We start from the raw sequence: 13,266 nt of genomic DNA on the forward strand, positions 1-13,266 counted from the left end.
GGATAATCGAATGAAACACTTAATAAAAATCATTACTATAATTTATCAGGATCGTAAACTGTTATTTGATCTGGCCCAAAATGATTTTAAAGCCAAATTTGCAAGTTCTCTACTGGGAACGATATGGGCATTTGTTCAACCGATGTTTACGATTGTTGTTTTCTGGTTTGTATTTCAGATGGGTTTTAAATCAACGCCGGTGGATAATATGCCGTATATTCTTTGGTTTGTTCCGGCATTTGTGCCCTGGCTCTTTTTCTCAGATATAATGAATTTTAGTGCATACTGCATGCAAGAATATAATTATCTGGTAAAAAAAGTCCGTTTTGATGTGGAGATTCTGCCAGTCGTTAAAGTTGTTTCGGCATTATTCGTGCACATTTTTTTTGTTGGATTTATTGTTGTTATGTATCTGGTGTATGGTGAAGCTCTATCTCTTTACTGCTTGCAGGCCGTTTATTATTCGGCGGCCTTGCTATTTCTGGGAGTCGGGATTTCTTTTTTAATTTCGTCTGTTACCGTTCTTTTTAAGGATTTTATACAGGTGGTTTCAATTCTTTTGCAAGTTGGTTTCTGGGCGATCCCAATTTTCTGGAATCCGGACAATATGGAGCCATGGGTAGTTACTGTGCTCAAATTGAACCCCATGTACTATATTGTGTCAGGATATAGAGAGAGCTTTATTTATCATATTGGGTTTTGGGAGCATCCTGTTTATACCACATACTTTTGGGGAGTAGCTGTTACTGTTTTTGCAGCGGGTGGCCTTTTGTTTTCAAGGCTTCGGCCGCATTTTGCAGATGAGTTGTAGGTGATTAGAATGAATGTGATAGAGGTTAATGAACTCAGCAAAACATATCCTCTTTATAAAAATAGAAAGGATAAGGTGCGGGAGATTCTCTCTTTAGATGGGAAATCTTACCATACAAATTTTTGTGCATTGCAGAATATATCCTTTTCTGTGGAAAAAGGGGAGTGCGTTGGTATTATTGGCGTAAATGGCTCTGGCAAATCAACGCTTTTAAAAATTATTACAGGTGTAATTGCGCCTTCGTCCGGAAAAATAAATATTCAGGGAAAGATATCGGCCCTTTTGGAACTTGGAGCAGGATTTAATCCAGAGTACACAGGCATGGAGAATATTTATCTGAATTCCATGTTGATGGGATACTCCAGAGAAGAAACCGATAAAAAGTTACAGTCTATCTTAGACTTTGCAGATATTGGGGATTTTATTTATCAGCCAGTAAAGACCTACTCGTCAGGGATGTTTGTACGGCTTGCTTTTTCAATAGCTATTAATGTGGAACCGGATATTTTAATTGTGGATGAGGCGCTAAGTGTAGGCGATATTTTTTTTCAGCAAAAATGTTACAAAAAAATTCGTGAACTTGCTGGTAGATCAACCGTGTTGATTGTTTCACATGATCTGAATGCAATCACAAAGTTTTGCAGACGAATTATTGTGATGCATCAGGGAAATTTGATTTTTAATGGAGAGCCGCAGGAGGCACTTACCCGATATTTTCAGGTGAAACAGGGAGAAATAAAGCATAATGATAATGTTCTTCGTCAGGGATTGGCAGATTTTGAAAATTACAAAATACCACAGCTAAAACAATATAGCGGTAATATGGATGTAATTATTCGTAAATTTTATTATGAGGTAGATGGAATTCCTTTTGGAGAAGCGTGCCAGAAAAATTCCCTTTTTCAGATATCCATGCTGATTGATGCAAAACGAGAGGTGGAAAATTTAATTATTGGGTATCAGGTACGAGACAAGTACGGCAATGAAGTTTTTGGTCAGACAAGCCTGACTTCCCACGTGGAACAATTTGTGCTGCACAGAGGAAGCAGTGTAATAACATTCGAGTTTAGCTGGCCGGAAATCCGGGAGGGAGATTATTTCATTACTCTCGGAATTGGAGATGGAATAGAGGTATTGAATCAAGTAGAAGAATGTTGGATTAACCATGCAATCCATATCAGCGCTTCTGTTAATGGCAAAACAATTTTTGGAGTGTTTAATCAGGAAATGGAAAACCTAAATATTACAGCGATGGAGTGAGGCGAACTGGATGAAATGGAATTATTATAGCCCAGAGTTTGAATGCGATAAGATTAATGTAGACCTTCTTCGATACTCCCCGTGGTCAGGGCACAGAAATTTTATCTATGACTTAATGGCAAACTGGAAGCCGCATACGGTAGTAGAATTGGGAAGCTATTATGGTTGTTCTGCCTTTGCAATCGCTCAGGCCATTAAAGATTTCCAGCTACTATCTGTTTTTTATGGAGTGGATACCTGGCGGGGAGACGATTTTACGCAGACAGATTATCAGCAGGACGTGTATCATGATTTCTGCAAAGTTAAAGATGCCTGTTATTCAGACAAATATGTAAAGATGTTAAGAATGACCTTTGATGAGGCAGTATCACATTTTAGAGACGAAACCATAGATCTTCTCCATATTGATGGATCTCACCATTATGAAGATGTTCAACATGATTTTGTAACTTGGAAAAATAAGGTGAAAAAAGATGGGATAATTTTGTTCCATGACATTAGCCCGGATAAGATTGATGGCCAGACGATGGGCTCCTGTCAATTTTGGAGAGAATTAACAGAGGAAAATCCTTATCATCTTCAATTTGATTTTAGCATGGGGCTGGGGATTCTATTTTTATGTGAGGAAACTTATGAAGAATTTAAGAATAGCTATGTACCGGTCCACTATCAGGCCTTAAACAATACTTATGATGTTGAACTGAAAGATGAGATGAGAAAGGCTCATTTTAAACTTTTGGATGCTGACTTTTATATCTCCAGTTTAAAAGAGCAGATAGAAATTAAAGATACGCATTTAAGGCGATACGAAAAAAGTACCCAGGAGAAAGATTTATATATTTCAAGACTGGAAAATGCCGTAGAGCAGGTACGTGAGGATTATCAGCGGACAATAGATGGGAAAAACGCCTATATTTTGAAGCTTGAATCCGAAAGAGAATCTATAAAAAATGTCTATGAAGATACGGTGTCGCAAAAAGATGCTTATATAAAAGAGCTTGAATCTTTAAGAGAGAGCGTCAAGAAAGACTACCAAAAAACGATTGAGGAGAAAGATTCTTACATTTTGAGTTTGGAGTCAGAGCGAGAGAATATTAAAAATGCCTATGAAGATACGATTTCTCAGAAAGATGCTTATATAAAAAAGCTGGAAGGGGATGAAAAGGATCTTCAGGAGATGTATCATAGTGCGCTCCTGGAAAATGAAAAACAAGTAGCACAAATGGAAGAGGAAGTCCAGGCTTATCGAAGGAGCTACGAGGAAATCATCCGGAGCAGGGATGACAATATTAAAAAAATGAAAGAAGAGATGGAAACATCTTGCCAAAATTATGAGAAAAGAATTTTGGCAAGTGAACAAGAAACAAAACGGTTGGAAACAGAGGTGCTTGGACTCTGTGAAGCAGTGAATGAACTCCAGATTAAGTATCAAAAGACGATGGAATATAAATTAAGCAGACTTTTAAAGGGCAAAGAAAAATAGACGGAGGATGGGGGTTATGTCAATTCTTTCATTGATAATTCCTGTATATAATACGGAAAGGTATTTGGAGAGATGCTTGGATAGTATTTTAAAACAGAGCTATGCTCAGATTGAAGTAATAGTTGTAGATGATTGTTCGCCAGGGAATACGGATGAAATTATTGAAAAATATAAAGGTAAATTTTTTTCTTTAAAATATCTGAAACATGAGAAAAATAAAGGACTTTTTCTGGCGAGGCTGACGGGATATCGCCATGCAACTGGGGATTTTATTGCTTTTTTAGATAGTGATGATTATGTGACTAGAGATTTTTATAGAAAGTTGATATGTAAGGCGGAAGAGGAAGATGCCGATATTGTTATAGGCAGAACTGTAATAGAGAAGCTGGATGGTTCGCACTGGATATATAATTTTCATGATGTCAGCCTTCGCTTCCCTACGATTTGTGGCCATGAAGCAGTACGTGCAAAATTTTGGGAGCAGGAAGGCTTATGTTATTCCTGGCATACTATTTGGAATAAAATCTACCGAAAGAATTTATGGGAAGAGGGAATTCGCTATTTTGAAAAGATTAATACACATGTCATAATGACAGAGGATATTGCCTTCTCTTCTGTGATTTTCTATTTCGCTAATCGGGTTGCCTCTGTTGATAATGATGGCTACTTTTATTGTGAAAATGAGAACGCGTCAACGAATTCCTCGAATATACCGATTAAAAAATTCTCAAAGAATTTACAAGATATCATTACTGTCTTTGACTTTGTAAAAGATTTTCTGGAATCGCAGTCTGCAGATGAAACCATTATGGCACATTATAATAACTTTCGGAAGTATTATGCCAAAATGTGGAAAAATCATGCTCAAACAACTTATAGTGGAGCAGATAAAGGAGTTGCTTTTGAATTAATAGAAGAACTGCAGCCTGGACTAAGAGAAGAAGTACAGTATGAAGATCATTTTTTTAATACACAGATGACTGCATGGAACGGTGGCTTAGAATATGCTAAAGATTTGATAGCAGATAAAAGGTTTGACTGGATCAGCTTTGATATATTCGATACGCTAGTTGTGCGCCCGCTTTACAGACCGGAAGACGTATTTGCCTTTTTGGACCCTATGTTTCATGAGTTGATGAAAACAGGAGCTTCCTTTAAGAAAATACGAATTAACGGGGAGAAACTTGCAAGAGAAAAGTGGGGAAAGATACATCCCAAAGCAGAAGACCTGGTATTAGATGAGATTTACCGTGTGATTGGAGAAGCTTATGATATTCCGGAAGCCGTTACACAAAAAATGATGAATCTGGAAATTAAACTGGAGAAGGAAATGCTCGCAGTGAGAGGCTCTGGAAAAGAATTGTTTGATTTTTCGGTTGCGCTCGGGAAAAATATTGTTTTGACCTCAGATATGTATTTGAGCAAAAGTACGATCACTGAAATATTAGAGCAATTTGGTTATAAAGGCTACAAACATCTATTCCTCTCTTCAGACATAGGCTTGACCAAAAATACAGGCTCCCTCTTTCGCCATGTATTGAACAGCTTGAAGATTAAAGGGGAGCAGCTGCTCCATATTGGAGATACATGGAGCAATGATATTGAGAGGCCACAAGCGCTAGGAATCCAGACGTTTTTCCTTCCGAAAACAAAGGATGCAATGGAAAATAAGATCCAGGGAATACAGACAAATATGTGTGCTACTATTGGTGATTATGCCTGCTCTGATATTGTCGAACGAAAAAAATATAAGAATTCAATGGGATATGGGGCATTACATGCGTTAGCAGCGAATCGGTATTTTGATAATCCATATAGGTATTTTAATGGAGAGAGTGACTTCAATAAGGATCCTTACTTTATTGGTTATTATCCATTGGGAATGCATTTACTGGGCTTTGTCAGGTGGCTAATCGAGGAAAGCCAGGCATATGGATATAAAAAGTTGTATTTTACGTCTCGTGACGGATATCTTCCCATGCTGGCCTATAACCGTCTGCGGCGCGTGTACCCTGATGCACCAATTGCAGAATACTTATATACCTCTCGAAAGGCATTGATGCCTTATATTCTGGCAAATCCATATGATTTTTATGATATGCCAGTCGAGATTACTAACCACTCTCCACAAACATTGATGAGCATTCTAACATTCTGTATAAGGGATGGGATAGAGAAAGAATTTTCAAACATATTGAAGGAAAATAAAATAAATAGTGCTGCTTGTTTCAAAAACAGGGAACAATATAAGCGGTTTATTTCATTGTTTCTTACATATGCATACGACCCGACAAAACATAAAAAGGCGAAAGAACTCTGTTCGTCTTATTATGCATGCATATCGGAAGGAGCGGCGGCGGTGGATATGGGGTACAGCGGGCGTATCCAAGGTGCAATATCTGAAGCGGCGGGGCGGGGAATCGACGTGTTTTTCGTTCATTCAGATGATAAGCAATATCAGATGGAGAGCAGAAAACATGGGTTCAGAATCCATACATTCTATGATTTTAGCCCTTGTATGACAGGAATGATTAGAGAACATATTTTTTCATCTTTTGAACCATCCTGTGTTGGATTTAAACGAGAAAATGGAGGAATCACAGAGCCCGTATTTGAAATGGAGGCGAAATCCTATCAGGACAAATTTATTGTTCAGAAAATTCATGATGGGGCGCTGGAGTTTATAGATGATTTTATTCGCATATTTGGAGCTCATTATGAAGAACTGCCATTGAAACCCATAGAAATTTCATATCCATATGAAGGATTCTTACGCTACATGAAACAGGAAGATTTAAAAATTTTTGATGCTTCCTTTTTCGAGGATACAGTATATGGAGCCCGTGAAAAATTAAAAATTTCCGATTTCTTACATCAGCAGCTCGTGAACTTTGATATGACCAATGATGTGGAAGCGGTGGGCGTAAATGTAAGTTCATTTAGTGAGACTCTTTTAGAAAGGATGAGAGGAAAAAGCAGATTTTTAAAGTTTGTTGTCTATTTGGCAGCGGATAAAGAGAACTTTAAAACGCGTCTGTGGTTTGAGCTGCAAAACAGGCCGGTTATATTTAAGATATGCAGAAAAGTATATCGGGTGTTTTTGAAATAAAGACGGAATGTGAGGGAGTAGAGGTATGAAATCTTTGCTTAAGAGAATGATGGTACTATGGTCTTTAGTAGTCATCACAGCATATCCAGTAATTTTTCTTTATGGGCAAAATTTTAAAGAAATTAATTTAGAGGAGATTGTTAATCCTATTATTCTTCTCGAAATACTTCTTGGTGCTATTTTGCTTATTAATCTAATACTTCTTAGGCAATTTAAAAGAGCATCTTTAATTACTTTTTGTATGGTTGTACTCTGTGATTATTTTATGCTTTTTTTGAAAGGTGTTCAAATAATTATACCGGCAATGAAATACTGGCATATGTGTACGATCCTTTTGGTAATATGGGGGGCGTTGATTTGGTTTAATAAAAAAATATCGGATGAGAGTGTAAAAGCAGGGCTTATAGGAATAAGCATACTAGCTAATATCTATGTGGCGATTAATTTGACTCCAGTCGTAGTGGATCATTTACAAAATACTAATATACATAGTAGTTCAGACACCATCAGTGCAAACCTTACTGACAAGGGGATGCCTAATATATATTATTTAGTTTTTGACGAGTATTCCAGTAATGAATTTATGAAAAAGTATTATGAATACGACAACAGTTCCGTGACTGACAAATTGACAGAGATGGGGTTTAATATTTCATATTCAAGTAAAAATGAAGCATATATGACAGAAATATGTATGACAAATATTATGAATCTAGATTATTGCTTTGATATGGAAGATGAAGCGGATGATAGCATGGGAAGTGTTATTACAGAAGCGAGAAAAAATAACCTGCTGTTTCAAATATTAAGGGAACATGGGTATGAGATCCAGGGTATTGGAGATGCGGATTTTTATGGGCTGGATGACGCTTCTGATGCAGCATCTTTAGAGAGTACGACATTAGAAGGCAAGAGTTTTAATGAAATAGTGTTTGAAAACACAATTTTGGGTCCTTTTGTACAGCAAAATACTTCAACAAAACTGGAGAGCTTGAGAAAGAATAGTGAGTATATAAAACAACTTTATTTGACTCCTAATAGTGGAAATTTTGTTTTATTTCATGTGGAACTACCGCATACCGCTTTTGTAGCAGACAAAAATGGAAATCTTATTAACGCAGAAAATCGGCTAAATTGGGGAAATAAAAAATACTATTTGGAACAATATCAATATGCATCGAATATGATGCTGGATATTGCAGAACACTTGGTTGAGTATGATAGAAATTCAATAATAGTAATCTGCTCTGACCACTCAGCTAGAGGCAGGGAAGAGTTTAGTGATATTGATAAATGCCAGATTTTCAATAGTGTATATTTTCGGGGAGAGAATTTCAATATTGAAGGCCTGTCTGGAATTAATACAATCAGAAAAATATTGAATGAAGTGTTTGGATTAGATTATGCGATGCTGGAAACTGTTCCGCTAGAATCTAAGTGAGGTAATTATGCGCAATAAAAAAAGTTTACTTTTGTTTGCAATTATTTTTTTGTGGATGTTCAATGCAACAAAGATTATTGCTTTGTTTGCAAATAAGGATATCGAAATTAGAAAATTGGATGAATTGCCCAGTGAAGTGAATTCATCAATATATTATTGGATTGATGAGACAACATTGTCAGCCGATTTATTAAATACTATTTCAATATATGGGTGGTTGGTAAGCCAGCCAGATGATGCAATGAATGAAAAAGAAGTAGCAATCATTTTTAAATCAGATCAAGAAATATATGAAATACCGGCTGAAATCTTTCCGGAAAATAATGTTTTAGCTATGCTAAAAGGCAAGGGACTAAACATTTCCAATGAAAATATCAGATTTGGAATCTCATTTTCTTCACTTGCAATGAAACAGGGAGTTTATCAAATGTTTTTAAGCAGCAGAGGGAATGAGGGGGAATTGGGGCTTGTGGAAACTAATATATTTTTTGAAAGAAACAATATGGGCTTAGAAAAACATTATGCTGAGTCAGAGACAATTACAGCACCTCACTCAATGCCGGAAGAAAAAGCCTTGGGGTATGGATGGGTTGATTCTTTAAAAGTTCAAAATAATATACTATATCTGACTGGGTGGGGGTTTTTGGATGGTATGGATAGTACACAACAACAGGTAGTTATTAATATTAAAAATGTAAATGGGAAAGACGAATATTATAGAGCCTATCCTTATAGCCGAGTGGACTTGGTAGGGTATGAAAGTAACTTAAGAAGTCAAAATGCAGGAATAGATGCAGTTATTGATATTGGAACATCGGAAATATCCCCGGATGATATTACGGTTTTTGTTATTAATGGTGAGAAATGGTTTTCTTTTAAGCCGACCATAGAAATTCAACAGCTATAATGTGGACTGACAAAAGATGTATTAAATCTGGGATGTAATGATTCCAACAGGAAAAGTATTTCAATAGAAAAATAATTCAACATTAAACCACGAGGTAACAACACAATGGACGTATTAAACAACCTTCTAGGCGTACCGCTAGGTGCGGTCATGCGCTTTTGCTATGGCCTTATTGCAAACTACGGCCTGGCGATCATACTATTTACATTCATAACTAAAATTATTCTATTCCCGCTGACAATCATGGTGCAGAAAAATTCGATCAAAATGATTAAGCTCCAGCCAGAGCTGAATATGATTTCCGCCCAGTATGCAGACAACCCGGATAAAGTGTCCGAGGAACAGCTTAAACTGTACAAAAGAGAAAACTATAAACCTCTTGCAGGACTGATTCCGATGCTGATACAGATTCCGCTGGTGCTTGGGGTCATGCAGGTAATCTATAACCCGTTAAGCCATCTCCTGCGTCTTCCGGAGACGGCCATCCAGGCTTTGACCATGCATACCATGGAGATTCTGGGGCTTTCTGAAGCGGGAAGTTCCATACAGGTTTCTGCCATTAGCCTGATTCAAAACCCGTTATATACAGAGTCTTTCTCGAATCTTCAGGTATCGGGCGTTGATATGCCGGCGGTTCTTCAAACGATCCGGAACTTTGACATGAATTTTTGCGGGATCAATCTTTCAGCGCTCCCGTCTCTCAGTAATTGGGATACTCTGCTTTTGGTGCCGCTTATTGCCGGCGCAAGCTCCGCACTCCTTTGTGTTTGCCAGAATCGTGTCAATGTCCTTCAGAGAGAGCAAAGCTTTTGGGGAAAATGGGGGATGACGATTTTTCTGGTTCTGTTTTCCCTGTATTTTGGTTTTATTGTTCCGGCAGGCGTTGGGATTTACTGGGCAGCAAGCAATCTATTTGCCATTGCTGCTATGTATGCAGTGAACTGGATGTATAAACCTAAAGATTATATTGATTATGATGCGCTTGAGAAAAGCAAAATTGCTTTGGCTGAGAGCCGGGAAATGGCAAAAAAACTGAAGCTGACAAAAGAGGAAAAGCTTCAGGCGAAGAGGGATTATAAGGAATTCTGCCGGAATGAAGAAAAAGAAGTGATTTTCTATGCGGAAAAAAGCGGTTTCTACAAATACTTTAAAAACATCATTGAGTATATTCTGGAGCATTCAGATATTGTAATCCATTATGTAACCAGTGATCCCCATGATGCTATTTTCAAGAAGAATCACCCGCAGATTCGCCCATACTTTATTGATGATAACCGGTTGATTCCACTGTTCATGAAGGTGGATTCAGAAATTATGGCCATGACTACGCCGGATCTGAACACCTTCCATTTAAAACGCTCCTATGTAAAAAAGGATGTGGAGTACATTTATATTTTCCATGGCCTATTAAGTACAAACATGGTGGTAAATAAGGGGGCGTATGACCATTTTGACACTATTTTCTGTGTGGGACCGCATCAGATGAAAGAAATTCGCGAGACAGAAAAAATGTACCAGCTTCCGGAAAAGAAACTGATTGAGTGCGGATACGGTCTGTTTGATGATATGTTGGCGGATTACCAGGCGGACGAGCAGTCAGAGCACAAGAAAAAAGAGATTTTAATTGCGCCTTCGTGGCAGGAAGACAATATTTTAGAGAGCTGTCTGGATGAAATGATTGCTCAGCTTTCACAGACAGATTATCAAATCATCATTCGCCCTCATCCGGAATTTATTAAGCGGTTTGCAGGGAAAATGAATCAAATCCAAAAAGAATATGGTACGGGAAAATACCCGAATGTTGTATTGCAGACAGATTTTTCCTCCAACAGCACAGTTTTTGATGCAGACCTTCTTATTACTGACTGGTCCGGAATCGCATATGAGTTTTCTTATGTAACAAAGAAGCCGTCCCTGTTTATCAATACCAAAATGAAGGTGCTGAATGAAGAGTACATAAAATACGAAAATCAGCCTTTGGATATTACACTCCGGGATCAAATTGGCATTTCTTTAAATAAAGATGAGCTTGGAAGCTTAAACATCGCAGTGAGAAGGCTTTTGGAAGAAGAAAAGGATGCGTATGTCAGCAATATTGACCGTCTGGTGGAGTCTTATGTATTTAACATCGGACACAGCGGAGAAATCGGCGGTCAATATATCATAGATCGCATTATGGAGAAGCGGCAAGAAAAACATTTCTAAAATACGGATAGGAGGATGAACATGCAGGCGATTATTTTAGCGGCAGGTATGGGAAAACGTTTGAAGGATTTGACCGCCGATAACACAAAATGCATGGTTAAGGTCAATGGTGTCACGTTGATTGAACGGATGCTGACCCAACTGGACAAACGAAATTTAAAACGGATCATTTTGGTTGTCGGATATGAGGGGAAGAAGCTGATTGATTATATCGGGACGCTCTCCATACAGACACCAATACAGTTTATTACAAATCCAATTTATGATAAGACGAATAATATCTATTCTTTGGCGCTCGCGAAAGACTGCCTCTGTGAAGATGATACTTTGCTTTTAGAATCAGATCTTATTTTTGAAGATTCTATTTTGGATGTGCTCATGGAGGATCCGCGTCCTACGCTCGCGCTTGTGGATAAATATGAAAGCTGGATGGATGGAACCGTTGTTAAACTGGATGATGATGACTCTATTCGAGAGTTCGTTCCGGGAAAGAAGTTTAAATTTGAAGACATTCCCTACTACTATAAAACAGTGAATGTTTATAAATTCAGCAGACATTTTTCTGAAACTCACTATGTCCCATTTTTGGATGCATATTCAAAAGCATTAGGGAATAACGAGTATTATGAACAGGTTCTCCGAGTCATTACCATGCTGGATGAACCGGAAATTAAGGGGAAAAGGCTGAATGGGCAGCTATGGTATGAAATTGATGATATTCAGGATCTGGATATTGCTTCTTCCATGTTTGCGCCGGCAGATGAAGAAAAGCTAAACAGATTGCAGCGGAGATACGGCGGTTACTGGAGATATCCCAAGCTGTTGGATTTTTGTTATTTGGTAAATCCGTATTTTCCGCCCCAAAAGTTAATGGATGAAATGAAATCCAATTTTGAAAAGCTTCTTACTCAATATCCATCAGGAGCTGCCGTAAATGCCCTTCTGGCAGCTAAGAATTTTAGTGTTCACCCGGAACATATCGCGGTGGGAAATGGAGCGGCGGAGCTGATAAAGGCTGTTATGGAAGGCAGTCATGAAAGAATAGGTTTTGTTCGCCCAACCTTTGAGGAATATCCCAATCGTTATGACAAGGAAAAAAGTTCTGTATTCATTCCACAGAATGAGGACTATTCTTATACAGCAGATGACCTCATGACTTTCTTTGCAGATTCCGACCTGGAAATGCTGATTGTGGTAAATCCAGATAATCCATCGGGGAATTACATACCAAAGTGTGATTTGCTTCGTTTATGTGAGTGGGCTAGGAAAAAGGGAATGCGGCTTTTGATTGATGAAAGCTTCTGTGATTTCTCGGATGAAGAGGATAATACGCTGATAAGCGAACAAATCTTAAACAGATATGAAAATTTGATCGTTATCAAGAGCATTTCCAAATCATATGGGGTTCCGGGAATTCGTCTGGGAGTGATCGCCAGTGGAGACGAGGAGCTCATTGCGCGGATAAAGAAAGATGTTTCTATATGGAACATCAATTCCTTTGGAGAATTTTACATGCAGATTGCAGAAAAATACCAAAAGGATTATAAAACTGCCCTGGTACAATTCCGAAAAGAGCGTCAGCGCTTTATTGCGGAACTGAAAAAGATTAAACAGCTTCGCATATTGCCGACACAGGCGAATTACATTATGGCTGAGATTCTGGAAGAATATTCCTCGAAGGAACTGGCGAAAATTCTGCTGGTGCACCATGACTTATTCATTAAAGATTTATCGAAAAAAATAAATGACAGCAGCCGGCAATTTATACGCATTTCTGTCCGAAATACGGAAGACAATAATAAGTTTCTGGCAGCTGTAAAAGAAGTTTTTAAGGAAAGGGCATGAAGGAAATGAAAATCATGGATTTTGAAACAATAAAGGCTATGGCTCCCACGCCTCTCCAATGTTACCAATGGGTAGAGGAAGGGCTTAAGATGAAGAAAGATGCATTTCTTCCGACAAAAATCAGCATGAAGCCCGGAATCCCGGGAGTCTTCTATAATTGTATGCCGTCGGCACTTCTACTCTCGTTTTAGAAAATACGAAAGGA

The 13,266-nt window shown here is 38.0% G+C and carries 9 protein-coding genes; all 9 read left to right on the top strand.

The annotated features are described in order from the left end of the window. Positions 1-10: 10 nt before the first annotated feature. The 9 genes from KE531_09425 (at position 11) to KE531_09465 (ending at position 13,252) form a co-directional block, all read left to right on the top strand. Complete coding sequence (locus tag KE531_09425) at positions 11-811, top strand: ABC transporter permease (GenBank protein MBR9953829.1); 801 nt, start codon at positions 11-13, stop codon at positions 809-811. A gap of 9 nt (positions 812-820) precedes the next feature. After that, positions 821-2,071 carry an ABC transporter ATP-binding protein gene (locus tag KE531_09430; protein MBR9953830.1) on the top strand — a complete coding sequence of 417 codons (1,251 nt, stop codon included), beginning with the start codon at positions 821-823 and terminating at the stop codon, positions 2,069-2,071. 10 nt (positions 2,072-2,081) lie between these two features. Then, complete coding sequence (locus tag KE531_09435) at positions 2,082-3,554, top strand: class I SAM-dependent methyltransferase (GenBank protein ID MBR9953831.1); 1,473 nt, start codon at positions 2,082-2,084, stop codon at positions 3,552-3,554. Positions 3,555-3,570: 16 nt separating this feature from the next. After that, positions 3,571-6,663 carry an HAD-IA family hydrolase gene (locus tag KE531_09440; protein MBR9953832.1) on the top strand — a complete coding sequence of 1,031 codons (3,093 nt, stop codon included), beginning with the start codon at positions 3,571-3,573 and terminating at the stop codon, positions 6,661-6,663. Positions 6,664-6,688: 25 nt separating this feature from the next. Then, positions 6,689-8,104, top strand: coding sequence for a hypothetical protein (locus KE531_09445; protein MBR9953833.1), 1,416 nt, complete (start codon positions 6,689-6,691; stop codon positions 8,102-8,104). A 7-nt stretch (positions 8,105-8,111) separates the two neighbouring features. Next, positions 8,112-9,011 (top strand): hypothetical protein, encoded by a 900-nt coding sequence (locus tag KE531_09450; protein ID MBR9953834.1) that lies wholly within the window; start codon positions 8,112-8,114, stop codon positions 9,009-9,011. Positions 9,012-9,116: 105 nt separating this feature from the next. After that, positions 9,117-11,216 carry a membrane protein insertase YidC gene (gene yidC, locus KE531_09455; GenBank protein MBR9953835.1) on the top strand — a complete coding sequence of 700 codons (2,100 nt, stop codon included), beginning with the start codon at positions 9,117-9,119 and terminating at the stop codon, positions 11,214-11,216. Positions 11,217-11,237: 21 nt separating this feature from the next. Beyond that, positions 11,238-13,061: an aminotransferase class I/II-fold pyridoxal phosphate-dependent enzyme gene (locus KE531_09460; GenBank protein ID MBR9953836.1), complete on the top strand. Its 1,824-nt coding sequence runs from the start codon at positions 11,238-11,240 to the stop codon at positions 13,059-13,061. Beyond that, entirely contained in the window at positions 13,058-13,252 is a 195-nt protein-coding gene (locus KE531_09465) for a hypothetical protein (GenBank protein MBR9953837.1), read from the top strand. Before KE531_09460 ends, KE531_09465 begins: the two co-directional genes overlap by 4 nt. Positions 13,253-13,266 lie beyond the last annotated feature (14 nt).

Source organism: Eubacteriaceae bacterium Marseille-Q4139 (genome assembly GCA_018223415.1).
GTDB lineage: Bacteria > Bacillota > Clostridia > Lachnospirales > Lachnospiraceae > CABSIM01.

Bases quoted from the DNA above. Each gene is read 5' to 3' on its own strand.
- KE531_09425 (MBR9953829.1), top strand. From the start codon at position 11: ATGAAACACTTAATAAAAATCATTACTATAATTTATCAGGATCGTAAA.
- KE531_09430 (MBR9953830.1), top strand. From the start codon at position 821: ATGAATGTGATAGAGGTTAATGAACTCAGCAAAACATATCCTCTTTAT.
- KE531_09435 (MBR9953831.1), top strand. From the start codon at position 2,082: ATGAAATGGAATTATTATAGCCCAGAGTTTGAATGCGATAAGATTAAT.
- KE531_09440 (MBR9953832.1), top strand. From the start codon at position 3,571: ATGTCAATTCTTTCATTGATAATTCCTGTATATAATACGGAAAGGTAT.
- KE531_09445 (MBR9953833.1), top strand. From the start codon at position 6,689: ATGAAATCTTTGCTTAAGAGAATGATGGTACTATGGTCTTTAGTAGTC.
- KE531_09450 (MBR9953834.1), top strand. From the start codon at position 8,112: ATGCGCAATAAAAAAAGTTTACTTTTGTTTGCAATTATTTTTTTGTGG.
- yidC (MBR9953835.1), top strand. From the start codon at position 9,117: ATGGACGTATTAAACAACCTTCTAGGCGTACCGCTAGGTGCGGTCATG.
- KE531_09460 (MBR9953836.1), top strand. From the start codon at position 11,238: ATGCAGGCGATTATTTTAGCGGCAGGTATGGGAAAACGTTTGAAGGAT.
- KE531_09465 (MBR9953837.1), top strand. From the start codon at position 13,058: ATGAAGGAAATGAAAATCATGGATTTTGAAACAATAAAGGCTATGGCT.